Below are 19,013 nucleotides of genomic sequence, written 5' to 3'. Positions count from 1 at the left end.
CTTGCTGGATGGTGTGGGTCAGTTCATGGGCGAGCAAATGCTTGCCTTCACCCGTCCCCGGTTGGTACTGGCCGCGTGAAAAGAACACATGGTTCTGGTAGGTGAAAGCCCGCGCGCTCAATTGGTTGTTGAGGCTGGCGGATTCGGCGTCGGTGTGGACGCGGATAGTGCTGAAATCAGCGCCGAAACGCGGCTCCATGTAACTGCGCACTTCCGAACCCAATGGTTGTCCGCCCGTGGTTTTGTTGTGGATGGCGGACTGGACTTGGGAACTAGGAGTCGGTGCGCCGTCGCCGCCCTTGCGTTGCAGCTCTTCGGCTTTCTGGATTTTCTGCTCAGGCTCGGCTTTTTGTAGCTTGTCTTGCGCCTCAGCTTTTTGGATTTTCTGCTCAGGTTCGGCTTTTTGTAGCTTGTCTTGCGCCTCAGCTTTTTGGATTTTTTGCTCGGGTTCGGCTTTTTGTAGCTTGTCTTGCGCCTCAGCTTTTTGGATTTTTTGTTCGGGTTCGGCCTTCTGGAGCTTGTCGTCTTTGGTGGGCGCGGGCGGGGACGCCATCCGCATCACCTTGTCAGCCATCTTGTCCGCTTCCTGCTCGAACTTGTCGCCCGGTTTGTTCACCGTCATCTTCGTCTGGATGGCGGGTTGGGCAGGGCTGAAGAATCCGTCGCTTGCCTTGCTGAAGAAGGGCTGGCTGGCCGTCTGCGTGGCGGTGCGGGACGCCGTTCGGGAGGTTTTGTGGGCGTGTGTTTTCATCCGCGCCATTCCACCCGCAATAACTGGGGCATCCACGGCAGCCGCAGCAGGCTGACGCCCCAGGGGAGCTGATCCAGCAACAGGTCATGGGTCTGCTGTTCCACCTGCAACAACCAGCCGCCGTCGGGGTAGGGGGAAAGCTTGCCCTGACGCAGCAGGAAATTGCCGCGCAAACCGTCAGGGCTGGTGTTGCGCAAGGCTGTCCAGTGGTGGATGACGGCGTCCAGCAGGGCGATGGCTTCCGCCTGCTCCGCGTCGGTCAATCCGGCGTCCGCTGGCAACGGCGCATCCAGGGGCAGGCAGCAGAGGATCTTGGGCAGGGTCAGTTCGTATTCCGGGCTGATGCGCCGTCCGCTGGCCAAAAAATAAAGCAGACAGGCCGCCCGTTCGGGTTGCAACAGCCTGTCTGCTTCCGCTATGCCCAAGGCGGTAAAAAATTGCGGCAGGAATGGGTGCAGCAGGACTAGCCCTGCCTGCCCGGTGTACAGCGCTTGCTCCTGAACCGACGCGGTGTCCGGTGCCCGGACAGTGTTGGGCGGTGGCAGTGTCGGCGCATCCGGTGGCGTGGGCGCATCCTGCGGGCGCAATAAGGGGGAAGGGAACACGGCGGGCGGAAGGCGTTTGTCCTGTGGTTGTTGACGGCTGATGCCTGCTGGCGCGCCGTCCGCGCCGCTGTCCCCGCCGGACGTAGTGGGCGCAAGCCGGATTTCCGGCCAGGGCTGGGCAAACGTCCGCGTCAATTCAGCGTAGGCATCAACCGCCGCCAGATTGGTGGGCGGGGTGGCGTCATGGAAAAGGCGCAAACTGGTTTCCAGCAGGCGGACTTCATCGGCTCGCTGCCGTTGGCTGAGATGCAGGCAAGCGCTTTCCCATACGCTCAGGTCGAACGCTTGTTGCACGGTAGGGGGAAGCGGCGCAGCGGCCAGTTTGTGCAGGATGCGGCTGAGGGTTGCCGCATAATCCGGAGCCAGTTGTTGCAACAGGCGCTGGCGGAAGGGGAGGGAAAACTGCCAGGCCAGCCGTCGCCGGGCGATGGCGGAGGCGGCCAGCAGCTCCAGCAGGGCGGGCTTGAAGGCAGGGGCCGCCAAGGCGGGCGCGTCCATCTGCCAGTCGGCCAGCAGCCGTTGCTCCAGGGTTTCGCCCGCCGCCAGTTGGCAATGCCAGGGCAGTGTGCCCGTCGCCAGAAAATGCAGGAAAGCGGTTTGCAAATGCTCTTGCGTGTTTTGGCGGCGGCTGGCGTCCGAGTGCGGCGTCGCCGTGGCGGCTTGCCCAACGGCGGGCGCGCAAGTGCGGAGCGCCTGGGTGAAGGCGCGTTCAGTGGCGGTTTCCCACACCGCCGCATCGCAGTCATCAGGCAGTCCGCCAAGATCAACTTCCAGACGCCCAATGAGCCAGTGTTCATCCGCCGTGGCGAACCGGCTCAGGACGCGTTCGATGACGGGCGGCAACTGGTGACGGCACCAGTCCGACAGGCGCTGTTGCAAACGCAGCCCGTCCTGTTCCGTGCCGTCCAGTTCGGCATGCAGATATTGCTGGTGGATGAGGTGGGGCATGGCGGGTGTTGCGCGGGGTTATGCGTCTTGCGTTTTGATCAGCACAGCCTGGTCAAATTCGATGGTCATGCCGTTTGCCAGCGGGTGGATGGCGCGCAGCGTGAACAGGCTGTCTTCCGCCAGCGGGCCGGTAGGGAATTCCAGCATCGCGTCCGTGCCGGTCAGCTCCGGCGGCAGCAGCAACCCTTGCCGCCACAACTGGTAGCGGACGCCATTTTGGCCTTGCACCCGAATGGCGGCGGCCTCGCCCACGGCGATGCTCTGGGGAGCCTGGATGATGGGCAGGGCAGGCAACGCCGCCGGTTGCAGTTCAATGGTGGCATTGGTGCGGGCTTTGCGGGCACGAATGTGCAGCGTCGCGTCAGGCGGCAGCGGCGCGGCGAGTTCCAGCAGCGGGGTTTGCGGGGAAAACACAGCGGTCACCACGAAATCCCCCTCAATCCGCAAGCGGCCAACACCCTTGTCGCCCGCCAGATTGTCCGTCGCCCATTGGTGGAAGTAGGCGGGCAGGCTGATGTCCTCGCCATCCGCCGTCAGCCGGAAATGGTAGAAAACACCCCGTTGCCCGTTGCTGACCTGGATGGCGTGAATTCCGCCATCCGCCGCCGTCATACGCAGGCTGAGGGGCGGAGCTGGATCAGGCAGCGTCAGCACAGTCACCGCTTGGCGCAATTGCACGGCTGAGGGGACGGGCCGGTCGCCCGCCTGATGCTGCTTTTCGGCTTGCAGGATGATCAGGCTGTCGTCCTGCACGGCGTCCAGCGTCAGCGCCAGTGGCGAGCCGTCGCCCTGCAAGCTGTCGCTGGCGGCGGCGTAATCGGGCGGGGTCTGTTGCCAGACCGCCTGCCATGCCGGGTTCCTGACCTGCACAGCGGGGAAGCCCGCCACTGGCGTGGTCAACACATCCCCATCGCCTGCGCCGAACACCAATTCCTGATCCGTCAGCACATGCAGGAAAGCGCGGTAACGGACGCCCGGCTGGCTGGCGGCGATCCGGACGACGGGTTGACCGCCCGGCACCAGGATGGGGGCGGGAATGGCGACGGGCAAATCGGTGTTGGCGTATACCTTGAGCGGGAGGACGGCGGCCAGCCAGTCCGTCAGTTCGCCGTCGCCATCCGGCAGGATTTTGGCGGCGCGGATATGGAGGTCGGCGTCCGCCTCCAGGCTGTTGCTGAGAAGGGTGATGGAACGCCCGCCACCTTCGCCAGTGACGGCGGCGGACAGGGCGGGCTGGTTGGCGTCCTGCGCCGGGAACAACTGGTAGCGGACGCCTTCCTGCGCTTGGCGCACTTCCACTTGCACCCGGCGGCCAAAGGGAATGATGCGCGCGGCGGTCGGGCTGGCCGCTGCGTCCGGTTCCAGCAGGGCGGCAGGCGCGGGGTCGCCGCCCTGGGCGTCGGTGGAGCGGACGATTTCCGCTTCCAGATGGCTGTCGACGCCAACCCGGATGGCGGCGCTCTGTTGCAGGAAAATCCGGTACGGGTTACTGGCGCAGTCATCGCCACCCAGCAGCTTGCACGCCAGGATGCGGAAGGTGACGTCGGCGTTGATGGGCGGGGTTTCCAGCTGCGCTTCGCCGCCATTGCCGACGACCGACAGGCCAGCCAGCGAGGTGCCGTCTTCATCGCACAACTGGTAACGGACATCCGTCTGGCTCAGGGCGATGCGGATATGGGCCTTTTCCCCCGGTGCGGCCATTTCGCCCATGACCGCCAGATCGGACAGCGGATAGGTGCGGCCAATGCCCAGCAAGTCCAGCAAGCGGTCGCGGGTGGCGCGCACGGTCTGCTGCGGCGTCAGCGGATCGCCCAAGGCTTGCCGCCATGCCTGATGGGCGGAAGCGAACTGCGCCAGTTCCGTCGGGTTGAACTGGGGGAAATGCACCGTCAGGTGAACCGGCGTTTCCTCACAGATCAGTGGCCGGAGGTGCTGGAGGCTGGCGGGCAGGATCAGGCTGACCTGGAGCGAATACGGGTCGCTGCGGCGCAGGTCGCGCAGGATGGGGCTGCGCTGGTTCTGGTCACCCGGAATGGGGCGCAACAGGATATGTTCGACCAGATACAGCTCAACGTCGGGGTCGATCCCCAGTTTGAGGCGCAGGCGCTGCTCCAGCCCGGCGGACGCGCCTGCTGCGGGTAGCTGGTAATTCGGCGCGGTGTGGCGGGACTGCCCCAGTTCGGCGTAGCGTTGCAGGAAGGTTTGCTTGCGCCTGATTTGCTGGGCGGGCGAATCCTGGGTGAGGGTGGCGTAATCGCTTAACGATTCGGCGAAACGGGCCAGCAAATGGTCGAGGAAGCGGTTTTTGCGTTCGTAGCCGTCATCAAGGGCGGCGATAAGGCTGTGCAGGCGGGAAAGGCGGGCGCTTTTGTCGGGTGCTGTCCAGATGTCCAGGAACGTGGGGCTGCCTTCATCCAGCCCCAGGCGCGCGTCATCCAGCAGTTGCAGGAAATAGGTCGGGGCGTCGGCGTCTTCCGCCGCGAACGAAAACAGCCGCCGGACATTGGCGAGCTGGGCGAACTGGTTCGCCAGCGCCTGATCGAACAGCAGCAGGTACGCCTTGAGCTGTTTCATCTGCGCCCGGCGCAATGGGCTGGCGGAAGCGGGCAGGCCATTGCTGTTGACGCCATAGATATCCGGGAACTGGTGCTGGATGGCGTAATAATCGTCGCCGATATGCCGGTCTTGCCCACTGGGCAGCGGTATTTCCGTCGCGGGCGGGCGCGCCGGGGCGCTGTCGGTTGGGGCGGGAGGCGGCAGGAGGATGGCGACGCCGCCTTTCACCAAGGTAATGGCGGAGCCTTCCCGGTCAAGCCGGGGGCTGGCGGAACGCTCCAGTTTCAGCAGCCATTTTTCCCCGCTGGCGAAGGCGAAGCGCTGTACCGCCAGCACGCCCGGAATGTCCATCAGGATGTGGATTAGATCCGAGGCGCGCAGTTCCGTCCGCCTGCCGCTGGCCTGGAGCGTCGCTGAGTCGATGAAGCCGTGCTGCAAGGCGGGGCCGTCAAAGATTGCATCCGCCGCCACGCCGCCATCCAGCAGCTCCTGCCAGGGCGTAAAGCGGACTGGGGGAGAAAAATAGGCGTCGATCTGCTCGTAAATGGCCTGTTGCAACTGGCGGAGGTCGCTCGCCGGGTCGGCTTCGATGCTGGCGTTGATGCGGATGGCCTGTTCGTCCAGCCGGGCGATGGCGAAATCTTCACACAGGCTGCGGCGGGCGTGCAGGCGTTCCGCCACCTGCGTGCTGAGGTTGCCGGGGTGGCCGCGTTCCGTTTCCAGCCAGATTTGGTACAGCCCCCGCAGCGTGATGGCGTCCGGTTGGTCTTCCTGGGCAAGGCTCAGGGTGTTTTCTTCCTGATGGAAGAAAATGGCCGGGCCGATGGCCGCTGGTTCAATCCAGGCGTTCCTGACGCCGGGGATGTCGACGATCTGTTTGCGCAAGTCCAGTAAGGTGACCGGGTGGGTGGTCAGGATTTGCGCTGGCCCGAACAGGCTGGCGAACGGGTCATGGCCGCCTTCCGCCAGCAAATCCGGTATGGCGTAGTCCATGCGGTAAAGCAGGTCGGTCAGCGCGTAGCACGCTTGTTCCAGGATGGTGACGCCGGGGTCGTGGGGGTTGTAGTCCGTCCACAACTGGCTGCCGAGCCGTTCAATGTGCTGGAGGCCAGCCTGTTTCAGAAGGTCGTAATCCATGCTGTTTCAATCCGCCTGCTGGTGGTGGCGACCTACGGGTTGATCGGATTAATCGGGTTGATTGGATGCAACGGCGGCAGGGGGATAAAGAACGTCCAGGTCGCCTGGAAGGTGATGCCATCCAGTGAAATCCAGCCGTTGTTGCCGGTTTGCATGATCACGTCGCCATTGGTGGCGATGTCGATCCGGCCAATGCTGTCGGGGTTGGTGCAGGCGGCGTGCAGTTCCCGCCGCGCCGGGCGGTAGCCGTTGGGGAGGTTGAAAATGGCTTTCTGGGTTTGCCCGCTTTTGACCAGACCGCGCAGGTGCACAATGCCGAACGAATCCTTGAAATAACCGGCGTCGTTGAAACCGCCGCCGTAATTGACCCAGCCATTCAGCAGGGTTGGGGCGACCCAGTTTTCCTGGGTGATGGAGCCTGCGTCCAGGCTGCCGGTGATTTTGACGCTGCCGGTGAATTGCGCATCGCCGTTGTTGGCGATCACCAGCTTGTCGCCGTTATTGATGCGGAGGTGGAGGTCGGTCGGCGAGTTCAGAAAGACCGTGCCCGCGTCGCTGCCGCTGAGACCTTGCAGTAGGGCGTAATTGCCAGCCTGGGCCTGATCCAGCGTGTTGGTTCCCCAGAACACATAACGGGACGGGTTGGCGGGCCAAGCTCCCGTGGTCAGGGTGCCCAGTTTCAGGCGGCCATTGATTTCCAGCGCTTCGGCGGGATTGGTGACGCCGACGCCGGTATTGCCGTTGGCGTCAATGAACAAGCGGCTGTTTTTATTGATGTCATTGATGCTCAAACCGGCGCGGGAGCCGTCGGGATTTTTCAGGCTGAGTGTCCAGGCGGGCGCGTTGTCCGCCAGCTTGAGGTAGAGGGACAACGCATTTTGCTGGGCGGAAGGGTCGGCTTCGATGCTGAACGGGCTGTTCGGCTGCTTGGCGACCCCGTCGTCTTTCTGGTTTAGCATGCCGTCAATCAGGTCGGCGAAATTGCGTTCCGTGGGGATGTCGTTCTTTTTGAAAAACGACTTCAATTCATCCCGGTTACGTTTGTTGCTCAAGTCCATGACGTTTCCTCTTTGCGCTGCATGGCGTGAATGGTGGTTCAGCCGACGATGAAGTCCAGCCCGATCCGCATGTGGTTGATGCCGTGGAACGACGCTTGTTCATAGCCGCTTTCCGGAATCAGGTCGAAGACATGTTCGGGTTCGGGAACCAGGACATCGGCCTGCTGGTTGGCGCTGATGCTGTCGCCGCTGCTGTCGATGCTGACGCCCGCGCCGAAAAAGTTGAGCTGGGCGATGTAATCGATGTAGGGGAGCCTTTCCACGAAATTGATGATGCTGTTGGCGTAGATTTTGCCGCCAATCACAATATCAGCGCCTTCCTGATACGCCCAAGGCGCGAGGAAGCGGTTGAGCGCTTCGTTCAAAAGCTTCCGGCTGTAGCCGACATCATGGCCGGGCAGGAAGCGCACCCCCATCCTGATCCGGAACGGCACGTAGCGGGCGTTTCTGACCATGACCGTCGCCGCTTCCGGAGCCAGGCTTTGCAGGTAGGACTGGATGTCAGCCAGCAGGTCGGCGGGCGCTTTGGGTTCGAAAGGGTTGGCGGGCAGGCGGTTGCGGATGTCCGGGATCACCACCACCGTGACCGCACCGGGCGGGGCGTCCGTTTGCAGCAGGGCGGCGGGGACGCACTTGGCCTTGTAGATTTGCGGAAAATGTTCCAGCGTCAGGTGCTCATAATCCCAGCGGGTCAGCGCCCGTTGCTTGTGCCGCAGCCGTTCGCTGACCCGGGTATGGAAGCTGGCCTCCTGTTCAGCGCTGTGGCCGCCGAATGCGGTGTAAGGCTGGCGGATGGCCTTGACGCCAGCCAGCGGCGTGACCAAGCGGGTGATGGTTCCGCTCGCCAGCGGTTGCTGCCAGTGATCCGGCGCATTGCCATTATCGATCAGCGTGGCCGCCACCGCTTGGGTGTGGATGGCGATGGTGTCGCAGACGCTGTTGGCGGCTTGCCCGATGCTCGCCCGCAGCCAGTACAGTTCCGGCGTCAGCAGGGTGTTGGGGGCGCAGGCGGGCAACGAAACCTGCATGACGCCGGAATTGATCAGCCCCCGGGTGCCGTCGCTGAGGATGTTGCCGTTTTCCAGCGGTTGCCAGCGGTTGCCGCTGAGGTAGTCCCAATGCACAGTTTGCGGCGTCAGGTCGGCGTCGGCGCTGCCTTCGGCCAGCTGGAACAGCAGGTTCAGTTGCTGGGGCGGGTGGCATTGCGCCAAACCGATATACAGCTCGCCCGCCTGTTTGAACTGCGGCAACAGGGCGCACAGGCCGGTGGTCGCATCGGGCTGGATTTCCGCATAGCCGAACGGATGCAGGTGGAAAATTTTCGTTGCCCCAGCGTTGCCCGGATAATCCTTGAGCGTGATCACGGGCAGGTCGGCGGCGTAATCCAGCGTCAGGGATTTGATGACGGGCGTATACGGCGGGTTGACCCGGTAGTTGTTGGCGTCAATGGTGTCCGCCGCCCGCTTGTTGGCGATGGCCGTCGCCAGCTCCACCGCCTTGCGGGTGGCGAGGGCGGGGTAGGCGGCGTGCTGGAAATCCGGGCTTTGCAATTCCCAATACACGGTTTCCGGCTGCGCCAGCGCTTGCTTCAGGGTAATGGGCTGGTCGGCAAACAGCGTCGCCGCTGTCGGGCTGACATCGCGCGCGCCGATGCGGATGGTGAAAGATTCCCGCTTAAGGTTGCCCGGATAGTTGCGGTAGTAGTCATCCGTCAACAGGTCAAGGTTTGCCCATTCGGTATGGAAGGTCAGGCGGGACAAGGGTTTGACGGCCAGTTCAGGGGCGGCGACATAAAAGCGGGCTCCGGCGGTTGGCCTCGGCCCGAAGGGTTCAAACGGCTTGTGGCTGTCCAGTGCTTGCAGGTCGTTGCGGATTTGCAGCTCAGACAAGCCGTCGACCGTCACGCTGAGGCGGATGGCGGCCAGCAAGAGCGGTTGCAGCGCCGGGTAATGGCGGCTGTGGCCGTCTGGGCCATCATTCTGGAACAGCAGCTTGAGCACCGGCCATGGCGCGCCTTGAAGCAGGCCGGTGGTGGGCGCGGCCAGCGCTTCCTGTTCGGCGCCAAACTGGAGGGTGAAATTCAGGTTGCCTGCGCCCGCCGTCAGTGTCTGGACTTTGGCGGCCACCCAGCCCGCAGGCGTGCTGCCCAGCACCTGGAACAGGCCATCCAGCCCATCGGGGAGCAGTGGCGGCGGGGTTTGGGCGGCGAGTTCAAGGGTCAACGTCAGCGTGCGTTCGCCCTGGTTCAGCAACAGCATGGGTGAACTGATCGCCAGCCCGAATTCGGCCAGCGGGCGCGGCAGGCTGGCGGCGGGCGGCTGGCCGAAGGTTTTCCAGCGCGCAGTGGTGCCGGTGGCGTCAGCGGGTTGCGGGCTGAGTACGGCGGTGACATCTTCCGCCGCATACAGGCCCCGCCATTCCTCCTGCTCGGCGGTGGGGTCGCGGCATTCCCGGTTGCGCCAGGCGATCGCCAGCATGTGGGTTGCCTTGTCCCATTCGGCGGCGCTGACAGCCGCTTGTGCCTGCAAATCCGTCAGGTAGGCAAGGTCGGCGTGGGTCATGAACGACCCCAGATCGTTCAGGGTATGCGGGCTAGGGTCGCCCAATGCCAGCGCCAGCATGGATGCCAAAATGGCGTTGCTGTCGGCGGCGGGGCTGATGAGCTGCTGGAGCTGTTGCTGACGCTGCTGGAATATCCTGGCCTTGTAAGCGGTGGCCAGGGTTGCATACGCCCGGCTCCAGGCGGCGGCGTCCGCCTGCGGGTTGAAGGCGGTGTTCAGGACGCTGTAAAGCGCATAGGCCGACAGGTAAAAGTAGCCCTGCATGGCCTGAAGGCTGGCGTACAGCGCGTCGATGCTGCCAATGCCGTTCGCCAGGTTGGCGGCGTTAAGCCGCAGCGTTTCCCGCAATTTGCGGCTGAAATCCGGCAAGGGGGTGAATTTCGGTTTTTTGCCCGAGGCCGTTGCCAGCAGTTCATCCAGATACGCCCATTCGCCGTCGATGCGGGTTTTGGTTTGCATCATCGCTTCAAAGCTGGTCGCGCCGACATCCAGCAACGGTTTGAGCCGGGTCTGCAAAAATTCCTGCGCCAGGGGCTCATTACGGTGCTGGTAAAGCTCGTCGAGCGTGGCGATGTCCGGCAGGCCGAGGAACGACGTTTTGGCGTAGGGGTCAAGCCCAAGGGCGGCCATGAAATGGGCCTGGAAATCATCCACCCGGATGGCGTTGCCATTGCCATCGCGGGTGGGCAGCGTGTAGGCGTCGTCCTGGCGTTGCAGTTGCCCGGCCCGTTCCAGCGTCCGGTTAATCAGCCCCCAGTCGGCGGCAAACTGGGCGGCGGACGCGCTACCGGATTCCGGTTCGCGCCGTTGCTTGAGCTGCATCAGTTCGTCGAAGCGGACGAATGGCAGGCGCAAGCGGTCGTGGACAAACGCCAGTTGCTGGAACAACGAAGCCAGCAGTGGGAAATCCGGCGTCCTGGCGCCAATGGCGGTGGGGGATGGGTAAGGCGGCAGGGCGTCGCCCACAGCCGGTTGCCCGTAAGTCATGCGCAACAGCAGCAGGAAAGCTTCCTGCTGGGAGGCGGGGCTGTCGCCATGCGCCTCCAGCAGGGCTTCCCGCGCCGCCTGCAAGCTGACCAGCCGCTTGTCAGCATACAGGGCGCTCAACCGGGCGATCTGCGCCTGGCTGATCAGGGCGTCGGCGTCCGTCTGGTAGGCCAGCGGTTTGCCTGCGCTGTCCTTGCCTGCGTGCAACAGGCTGCCAGCGGGCAGCAACAGGGCGCCCTGCTGCCTGGCCAGTTCGACCAGCACATGGACGTGATCCGGCTGCGCCGGTTTTTCCTGCAAGCGCAGGAAGTGGCGGAAATAAAATTCCAGATGCCGCCGGGTCAGGGTGTTGAGGCGCTGGGTGGTGGCGTCCAGCAATTGCAGGAAGCTGAACAGCAGCACCAAATGGGGCTGGCGGCACGCTTGCGCCTTGGCTTCCGGCAGGGCGTCCGGGTTGCGGATGAAGGCGAGCATCTCGTCCGGCGTGATGTCGGCGGGGAAGAACGCCTGCCAGTCGCCGTCGGCTTGGTCGTTTTCCGCAAAATAGCGCAGCTCCCGGCTGTAATCCCGCAGGAAACCGAGCCAGTCCTGCAAGGAGCGTTCATCGACCGCCACAGAGTCCGGTTGCAGGGCGGCCTTGACGCGCATTTGCTGGCTGACGCCATCGCGCAGGCGGTTGTCGCACACCAAGGGGTCAGCCATCCAGGCCATTGCCCCGCTGGTTGGAAAATGGGTTTGTCAGGTTCATAGCGGTTCGGGCAGCAGGGTCACGGTCGGCGTGAGGTTGAGGTCGGTGCCTTCCTGCCGGTAATAGGGGTAGACGAAATTGAAACGGGAATTGGTCGACTTGACCTGATAGGTGATCTCGATCAGCACGGCACCGTCCGGGTCTGGCGTGTCATCCAGGCGCACGTTTTCCACCCGGATGCGGGGCTCGTGGTAGAGGATGGCGGATTCGATCTTGTCCGCCAGCAGGGTTTTGATACGGGTGTCCAGTGTTTCGAACATCAGCTCTTCCAGGTTGCAACCGTAATCCGGCTGCATCACCCGTTCGCCGGGGCGGGTGCCGAGCAGGATTTCCAGGCTGGAGGCGATGTCCGCTTCGCCTTCCAGCATCGCCACGCCGCCGCTGTTGCGGTTGAAGGTCGGTGGGAATGACCAGCCGCGCCCGATAAAGCCGTAGTCCATGGCGTTCACCCTCCAATCAGGACGGTTGGTGCGCAGGGGGGCAGCACCACGCCGCCACCTGCGCTGATGTCGCCCACCCGGGCGGCGGGCAGGCCGCCGATCAGGACGCTGGCGGAGCCTTTGATGATGGCGTCCGCGCCGCAGGTGGCGCTGACAGTGGCGGCGGGCAGGCCGCCGATCAATACGGTGGGGACGCCGGGCGGCAGGATCGGGGTGGGAACCCCCAGCGTGGCGGGGCTGCTGATCATGTCGGCGATGCGGGCGGCGGGAAGCATGTCCTGGCTCCTGGCGATGGGTTCGCCGTCAGTTGATTTGCACGACACCGCCCTGGATGACGGTGGTGGCGCTGCCTTTCAGGGTGGCGCTGGCGGCTGAGATTTCCGCGCTGGCCTTGGCCTCCAGCTTGACGGCGGCCTTGGCCTTGAGGTCGGCGTTCACGGCTTCAATCTTGAGGTCGCCGCTGGCTTTCAGCAGCAGATCCTTGCTGCTTTCGATGCTGACGCCGTCGGCGTTCAGGGTGATCTTGTTGCCGTTCTGGTCGGCGATCAGCACGGCCTTGGCGTCTTCCGACAGGGTAAGCTTGTTGCCTGCCGGGGTTTCCAGCGTGATGGTTTTCTTCTCGTCGTCGAAACTGAGCCGCAATTGTTCCCGGCTGAGGTAGCCTTTGCGGAAATTGTCATCGGCGGCTGGCTCCGGCGCAGGCCGGGCGCTGCTGTGGCACATGCCGAGGATGACCGGCTGTCGCGGGTCGTCATGCAAAAAGCCCACCACCACTTCATCGCCGACATCGGGGCGGAAAATTGCGCCGTATCCCTTGCTGGCGGCCAAGGTGGCCAACCGCGCCCACACGCCTGCGCCAGTGTCGCCGTCCGCGTTGTCGGCCAACGGCAGGCGCACCTGGATGCGCCCCTCGCCATCGGGGTCTTTTTCCAGCGCGGCGACAATCCCGGTTTGCAGGCCGCTGACCCCGGCGAGCAGCCCTGCGGCGGGCAGGGGGCGCAGGTTGTAGGCGGCGGCGAACAGTTCCGGGTTGAGGCCGAACTGCACGTCGGTTTCCCAGTTGCCGCCCGCCAGATGGTGGCGCACGCCGGACACGTACAGCTTGCCCGCAAAGCGTTGGCCGATGCCGGTGATTTCAAGCAGGTCACCCGGCAGGATTCCGGCGAAGCCCTGGCATCTGGCCCGGCCCCGTATTTTGGCGAGGCGTTCCTTCAGCAGGCGGGCGTCCGCCCAGGCTTGCAGTTCCGCCTGCTTGAGGCGGCCGCCATGGCGGATTTCCTGCACTTCATCACCGCTGGCTTGCGCCAGATCCGCAGGCGACAGGTTGCCCGCCGCACTCAGGGACGGCTCCTGGGCGTCGGCTTCCAGCCGTTCCTGCGCGCCTGGGTCCCAGGCGCTGGCCTTGACGCCCTTGCTTTGCCAGCGGGCGTCGATTTCCGCGTCCAGTTCCAGGATGGCGGCGCCGTAACGGAGCGACAGCGCCGCTTGCCCATCAGCGGCAGGCGGCGCAATGCGGAGTTTGCCGTCTTCCACCCGCACCACCATGCCGTTGGCTTCGGCGCGGCACAGCAGGAAATCCCAGTCGCTGGTTTCGTACTGCGGCACCGCTTGCAGTTCCGGCTGGGTGGCCGTCACCTCGGCCTGCAAGCCGTGCGCCTTGATCAGCTTTTCCATGATGTCGCTGTCTTTGGGGCTGTTGTGGAAGCGGTTGTGCAGGCCGTGGGTCATCCTGAAGGCGGGGTCGCGGCATTCGATGTTCAACTGGCTGCCCTGCTGGCGGATGCGCACACTGTGCCGGGTGATGACGCCACGGAACACGCTGCTGTTTTGCGAACGGTAGCCCAAGCGGATTTCAACGCTTTTGCCGGGGATGAAATGCTGGGCGTCACTGGCGGCGAAGGAAGCTTTGGCGGCGTCGCCGTCCTGCAACTGGAAGGTGGCGCTGGGGATGCGGTTGAGTTCGCGGGTGACCACGATGGACAGGATCTGGAACTGCCCGGAAATTTCCTGCCCCTCCACCAGCAGCGCGGCGGTGCAGACATCCGGGGTGGCGGGTGTGGGGACGCTGGATTCGTTGCTCACGGCGCAGGCTTGTCGACGGGTGGGAACAGCAGGGTGGAGCCGGGTTGCAGGGCGCGGAAATTGTCGAGCCGGTTGAGCTGCGCCACTTGCAGGTAATAGCGGGAGTCGCCGTAAATCTGCTGGCACATCAGTGGCAGGGTGTCGCCGCGCTTGACCTTGCGCATGTGGGTCAGGTCGGGCGAGCTTTTGTTTTCCTTGGCGGCGCGTTTCTGTTCTTCAATGCTGCTTTTGAACGTCACCTTGGCGGTGGCGCGGATCGGGGTGCCGTCCGGCCTGAACAGCTTGTAGGTGATGGCGAGCTCCGTCACCCGCCCCTTGAAGATGGAGTTTTCCCCCCACACCAGCTTGAAATGGCGCGGCTCGTGCGCGTCGCCCTTGTATTCCACCAGCACCTGCCGGAAGCGTTTGAGGTCGGCGGCGATGGAATCACGCGGCTTGCCGTCGATGATGCCGGTATTGTCGAACAGGAATTCAACGCTGATCTCTTCCGGCTCGCTGTATTCGTATTTCAGCTGTTTGCCGCTGCTGCCGTGTCCCTGGCCGCCTGAGGAAAACTTGAGCTTGTAGGATTGCGTGTAGGATTCCGGGTTGATCAGCGCCTCGAACACGTCGTCCGCTTCCTGGACGCCGCCGCTTTCCGCCTTGGCGGAGTCGGCAAACGCCAGCACCAGCATTTTTTCCAGTTTGCCTTGCGCCGCCATCAGCGTTCTTCCCTGTTCCGGAGGATTTCCAGCACCTGTTCGACGCATTCGGCGACGAGGGCGTCCTTATACGGCGTTTGCCCTGCGGCTGGCGCGGGGCGGGTGCCGCTGGGCGGATTGCCCGGTGCAGGCGCAGGCGCGGCGTTGACGGCCACGCGGATGTGCAGTTCGCGGATTTCGATCGGCATCAGCCTGTTCCTGTCTGGAGGGTGAAATAACGGTAAGAGAGTTCCAGGGTTTCCACCACAATGGCGTTGTCATTGGCGTTGAGGTCGCTGACCTGCCATTTCTTGGGGATGGCGTGCGCCACTTTCCAGACGCGCAACGGTTCGCCCTGTTCGTTCATCAGGATGACGTTGAGGTCGGCGGGGGTGAAGCGCCGGTCGCGGAAGGCGTCCAGGAACCAGTTGATGACGCTGGATTCGGCCAGCATGCCGCGCTTCAGCACCAGATCCGCGTATTTGGTGCGCACCGGCAGCTTGTGCTCGAAACGGTTTTCGCCGCCTTCCTTGAAGCTGTCGTAGTCGTATTCCACCGACAGGCCGGACACGGACTGGAAGCGCACGTCGTTGCGGTCCTTGCTGATGCTGAATTCCACCTTGTAGTAAAAGCCCCAGGGCGGATAGTAGTCAGTGGCGGCGTCGGCCATCAGATTTTCATCAGTTTCAGGCCTTCGTGGGCAATTTCAATGCTCTCGATGGCGACTTCATTGGCGTCTGACTTGAGGTCGGGGGCGGTGACCTTGACCGGAAAACAGCGGGTGGCGGACCAGACGGCCACCGGGGTGTGCTGTTCGTTCAGCAGGCGGATGACGACATCGCGCCGCCCGTTGACCCGGTCATTGCCGATGGCGTCCAGCCAGGTGTTGTAATCAAAGTCGCCTTCGAACTTGCCGCGTTTCAGGGTGATGTTGCTGAACTTGCGCAGCCCCGGCATTTTGATCTTGTTGAAATCCTTGCTGTCGCTGTGCCGGTATTCGATGACCTCAACCTGCATGTCGAGGCCGGTGACTTCCGTAAAGCTGATTTTTGCGCCGCCCCAGTCGACCTGAAAATGGAACCGGGGTAAGGGGTATTCCTGTGCCATGATGTTTACCGCCTAAGAAGTGGAGGGTGGGATGGGTTGCCGCTACCGATCAGGATTCAGCCATTTTGTGCGAGAACCTGAGGACGATGAATTCGGCGGGCCGCACCGCCGCCATGCCGACTTCCACAATCAGGCGGCCTTCGAGGATGTCCTGCGGGGTCATGGTTTTGCCGAGGCCGACGGCGACGTAAAAGGCGTGTTCGGGTTTGACGCCCTGCAAGGCGCCCTGCCGCCACAGCGTGGTGAGGAAGTTTTCAATCATGGCCTGGACTTTGACCCAGGTGTTGGCGTCGTTGGGTTCGAACACGAACTGGCTGGTGGCCTTTTTGATGGAGTCTTCAGCGAAATTGAAGAACCGCCGCACATTGACGTAGCGCCATTCGTTGTCATTGCCCGCCAGGGTGCGCGCTCCCCATGCCAGCGGGCCTTTGCCGAGGAAGGTGCGCAGGGCGTTGACGGATTTGCCAGCGGTGGCGTCCACGTTCAGGCTTTCCTGATCCTTGTTGGACATGGGGATGGCGGGCTGGATGACGGCGTTCAGGCTGACATTGGCGGGCGCTTTCCAGACGCCCCGGAAGTTGTCGACGGCGGCGTAAACGCCCGCCATGGCGGCGGCGGGCGGCAGTTTGCAGGGCATATCGCGGATGGCGGCTTTCGCCAGTTCATAAACGCGGTTGCTGCTGGCTTGCAGGGTGTCCAGCATGACAGCCGCGCCGCCGTCGATGGCGACGCTGGTCTTGGTTTCGTCAATGCTGAAATCCAGCACGGTTTCGAGGTTGGGTGCGTAGGCCGCCCCGTACTTGAGGTTGTTGGCGCCGACGCCGTTGTTGCGGAAATTGTCGATGGCGGTGAGCAGGTTGGCGGATGGGTCAGCCAGGGAAATGTTGTCGCCGTGGGCGTCCATGATGACGAAGCGGTTTTTCAGCTCGGCGCATTGCAGCAGGGCGGCGTCATACAGGGCTTTGCAGTCGGCAATGGCAAGGTTCTGCGCTTCGGGGAAGACGATCAGGGTGGGCTCTTCCTGTTTGACCAAGGCCGCCAGCCCGGCCTGGAGTTCGGTTTCAACCAAGGCGTCGCCCACGGCGGCCTTGTAGCCGCCCACCGAGACGATGTGGCACGGCCCGCCGCCTGCGGCAAAAAACAATTGCAGGGCGTAGTACATAATGTGTTTGGAGCGCGTTGCTTCCGTCAATGCGGCCACCGCCTTGGTGCCGGTGACGGCGACCGTGACGCCGGTTTCAGGCTGGGGGCCGCCAAAGCGGGTTTCGTATTCCACCATGGAGGCGATCCGCGTGGGTTTCAGCCGCAAATCCGCCGCCACTTGGCCGTCGGCTTTCTGGGTGTAACCGATGAAGGCCGGGATGGCCGTTTCCACCGGCGCGATGGAGGGGGGGAATTTGGGGATTTCCTCGATATAAACCCCGGGTGTTTTGTATGCTGCCGCCATGGTGTTTTCTGCCTGGTAGGTTGGTTAGGAAGGGTTGGAAGCGCGCGCAAGCCCTATTGTTCAGGGCGATTTGTGCAGGATTCGGTTGACGGTTTCCGCAATGAGCTTGTCTTCGTGCTGAACCGCTTTGAACTGGAGATCCAGCGCGCGCAGGGTATAGAGGACAAATGGGTATTGCTTGCCGCCCAGGGTGCCCCAGAGGTGGTTCACTTCCTCCATGCTGGGCGAATACAAATCCAGGATCAGCTTGAAGGTTTCCAGTTGGTCCAGCGGGTTGGGCGGGGCGTTTGCGGTGAGGGAGTCCGGGGCCACGGTGTCCGGGGTGAAGGTGGTCTTGTGCTGGAAAAACTGGATGGCCCGCGACAGCATCAGCAGCGCGTTGCTGTAATTGGTGTGGGTGGCGCTGAGGAGAATCTGGAAATTCAGGAATACGGGCGGGTTCTGGTAGGCGGCGGTCAGTGTCGCATCGTTGCGCACATAGTGGGGTGTGTTCTTCAGGGCTTTTTCTTCGCGGATATTGACCATGGAAAACAGCAGCGCATCCCTGGGCGCACCGCCGCCTCCGCTGGAGAAGCCTTCGGCAAGGTTGCCGAGTTTGGCCTGCGCGGTGGCGTTGTAATGGTTCTGCAAATGAGCGTTCAGCTCATTCATGATGATGGTCAAGGCATGCAGGATCATGGGGAGTGATAAGGGAACCGGGAGGCACGCTACCGCCCTGCCTGGATTTTGTCTGTAAGGGCATATCAGCCGGAAGGAATACGGCGCAGCCGGTTGTCACCGGCCTGACCTGTTACGAAACAGGAGATTCAGGGAAGCAGCCCGCAGTGATGGTCAAGGATGAGTCGCCTCGCTAAATTCCGACTATTTTCCTCAAGCTTTGACTATAAACAGTAGCCAAGATTGGCGGTATTTTACATTGAATTAATTGATTGATTTTTTAGCCATGTTTCATGCAGTCGATAAACGTGATTGTTTCGGCGCTAACCGCAGGCTAATACCCTTGACAGCCTTGTCCTTGCTATGATGCAGGCGTCAATGTTTCACGCCACAGGAGCAGCTAGTGGAAAATGTCGCCAGTCGCAGGAATAGCCATAATGCCCTCATCCATGACCCTTCTTCCTATCTGATTGAAAAAGAACCCTATTACGTCGCGGTCGGCGATGAAATCACCCTGTTCGAAGCCGCTTACGCCAGCCGCTTGCCGGTGTTGCTGAAAGGCCCGACCGGCTGCGGCAAGACCCGTTTCATGGAATACATGGCGTGGAAACTGCAACGGCCAATGGTGACGGTTTCTTGCCACGACGACCTGACCACCTCTGATCTGGTCGGGCGTTATCTGGTGAAAGGCGGCGAAACGGTGTGGGTGGACGGCCCGCTGACCCGTGCGGTGCGTTCCGGCGGCATCTGTTACCTGGATGAAATCGTCGAGGCGCGCAAGGATACAATGGTGGTGATCCACCCGCTGGCGGACGACCGCCGCATTATGCCGATTGAAAAGCTGGGGCAGTTGCTGGAAGCGCCGGACAGTTTCTGCCTGGCCATTTCCTACAACCCCGGCTACCAAAGCGTGCTGAAGGAGCTGAAGCAATCCACCCGCCAGCGTTTCGTCGCCATTGAATTCGACTACCCCAAAGCCGATCTGGAACGGCGGATCATCATGCATGAAACCGGCCTGGACGAAGCCTTGGCCAGCAAACTGCTGAAACTGGCGGACATGACCCGCAACCTCAAGGGCAATGGGTTGGAAGAGGGCGCCTCCACCCGCTTGTTGGCGCATGCAGGCAAGCTGATCGCCCGGGGCGTGGAGCCGCGCGTCGCCTGCCAGGGCGCGGTTGCGCTGGCGCTGACCGATGACAGCGACATGATCGCCGCCATCAATGAACTGATTGGCGCATTGTTTTAGGGG

15 protein-coding genes are annotated in these 19,013 nt (G+C 62.8%); 1 reads left to right on the top strand and 14 read right to left on the bottom strand.

Going from position 1 to position 19,013, the window contains the following annotated elements:
* From VSS37_RS20715 to VSS37_RS20650, 14 genes are all read right to left on the bottom strand, one after another.
* Positions 1 to 751 (bottom strand): eCIS core domain-containing protein (locus tag VSS37_RS20715; RefSeq protein ID WP_324698310.1); only part of this gene is annotated, 751 nt, incomplete at its 3' end.
* Positions 748 to 2,304, bottom strand: coding sequence for a contractile injection system tape measure protein (locus VSS37_RS20710; protein WP_324698308.1), 1,557 nt, complete (start codon positions 2,302 to 2,304; stop codon positions 748 to 750). The genes VSS37_RS20710 and VSS37_RS20715, both read right to left, overlap by 4 nt.
* An 18-nt stretch (positions 2,305 to 2,322) precedes the next feature.
* On the bottom strand, positions 2,323 to 5,997 hold the full coding sequence (locus VSS37_RS20705; protein ID WP_324698306.1) for a baseplate wedge protein: 3,675 nt from the start codon (positions 5,995 to 5,997) through the stop codon (positions 2,323 to 2,325).
* Positions 5,998 to 6,029: 32 nt separating this feature from the next.
* Positions 6,030 to 7,055: a hypothetical protein gene (locus VSS37_RS20700; protein WP_324698304.1), complete on the bottom strand. Its 1,026-nt coding sequence runs from the start codon at positions 7,053 to 7,055 to the stop codon at positions 6,030 to 6,032.
* Positions 7,056 to 7,093: 38 nt separating this feature from the next.
* A complete protein-coding gene (locus tag VSS37_RS20695; RefSeq protein WP_324698302.1) occupies positions 7,094 to 11,305 on the bottom strand; it encodes a baseplate J/gp47 family protein in 4,212 nt (1,403 codons plus the stop codon).
* 42 nt (positions 11,306 to 11,347) lie between these two features.
* Entirely contained in the window at positions 11,348 to 11,791 is a 444-nt protein-coding gene (locus VSS37_RS20690; RefSeq protein WP_324698300.1) for a gp25 family contractile injection system sheath assembly initiator, read from the bottom strand.
* A gap of 5 nt (positions 11,792 to 11,796) precedes the next feature.
* Positions 11,797 to 12,066 (bottom strand): PAAR domain-containing contractile injection system baseplate protein, encoded by a 270-nt coding sequence (locus VSS37_RS20685; RefSeq protein ID WP_324698298.1) that lies wholly within the window; start codon positions 12,064 to 12,066, stop codon positions 11,797 to 11,799.
* 28 nt (positions 12,067 to 12,094) lie between these two features.
* Positions 12,095 to 13,873 (bottom strand): type VI secretion system tip protein VgrG, encoded by a 1,779-nt coding sequence (gene vgrG, locus VSS37_RS20680; RefSeq protein ID WP_324698296.1) that lies wholly within the window; start codon positions 13,871 to 13,873, stop codon positions 12,095 to 12,097.
* Positions 13,870 to 14,574 carry a CIS tube protein gene (locus tag VSS37_RS20675; RefSeq protein WP_324698294.1) on the bottom strand — a complete coding sequence of 235 codons (705 nt, stop codon included), beginning with the start codon at positions 14,572 to 14,574 and terminating at the stop codon, positions 13,870 to 13,872. The genes vgrG and VSS37_RS20675 overlap by 4 nt, the downstream gene beginning before the upstream one ends.
* Positions 14,574 to 14,762, bottom strand: a complete 189-nt coding sequence (locus tag VSS37_RS20670; RefSeq protein WP_324698292.1) for a DUF5908 family protein — start codon at positions 14,760 to 14,762, stop codon at positions 14,574 to 14,576. Before VSS37_RS20670 ends, VSS37_RS20675 begins: the two co-directional genes overlap by 1 nt.
* Positions 14,762 to 15,223 carry a phage tail protein gene (locus tag VSS37_RS20665; RefSeq protein ID WP_324698290.1) on the bottom strand — a complete coding sequence of 154 codons (462 nt, stop codon included), beginning with the start codon at positions 15,221 to 15,223 and terminating at the stop codon, positions 14,762 to 14,764. The genes VSS37_RS20670 and VSS37_RS20665 overlap by 1 nt, the downstream gene beginning before the upstream one ends.
* Complete coding sequence (locus VSS37_RS20660) at positions 15,223 to 15,660, bottom strand: phage tail protein (protein ID WP_324698288.1); 438 nt, start codon at positions 15,658 to 15,660, stop codon at positions 15,223 to 15,225. Before VSS37_RS20660 ends, VSS37_RS20665 begins: the two co-directional genes overlap by 1 nt.
* A gap of 49 nt (positions 15,661 to 15,709) precedes the next feature.
* Positions 15,710 to 17,107 carry a phage tail sheath family protein gene (locus tag VSS37_RS20655; RefSeq protein ID WP_324698286.1) on the bottom strand — a complete coding sequence of 466 codons (1,398 nt, stop codon included), beginning with the start codon at positions 17,105 to 17,107 and terminating at the stop codon, positions 15,710 to 15,712.
* A gap of 60 nt (positions 17,108 to 17,167) precedes the next feature.
* A complete protein-coding gene (locus VSS37_RS20650; protein ID WP_324698285.1) occupies positions 17,168 to 17,785 on the bottom strand; it encodes a contractile injection system cap protein in 618 nt (205 codons plus the stop codon).
* 382 nt (positions 17,786 to 18,167) lie between these two features.
* Here VSS37_RS20650 and VSS37_RS20645 point away from each other — a divergent pair, with 382 nt between their 5' ends.
* On the top strand, positions 18,168 to 19,010 hold the full coding sequence (locus VSS37_RS20645; protein ID WP_324698284.1) for a CbbQ/NirQ/NorQ/GpvN family protein: 843 nt from the start codon (positions 18,168 to 18,170) through the stop codon (positions 19,008 to 19,010).
* The last annotated feature ends 3 nt before the right edge of the window (positions 19,011 to 19,013 follow it).

This window comes from Candidatus Thiothrix phosphatis (assembly GCF_035668035.1).
In the GTDB taxonomy this organism is placed as follows: Bacteria; Pseudomonadota; Gammaproteobacteria; order Thiotrichales; family Thiotrichaceae; genus Thiothrix; species Thiothrix phosphatis.
Note: the sequence above shows the minus strand (reverse complement) of the source record. Positions and strands in the feature narration are given on the sequence as shown.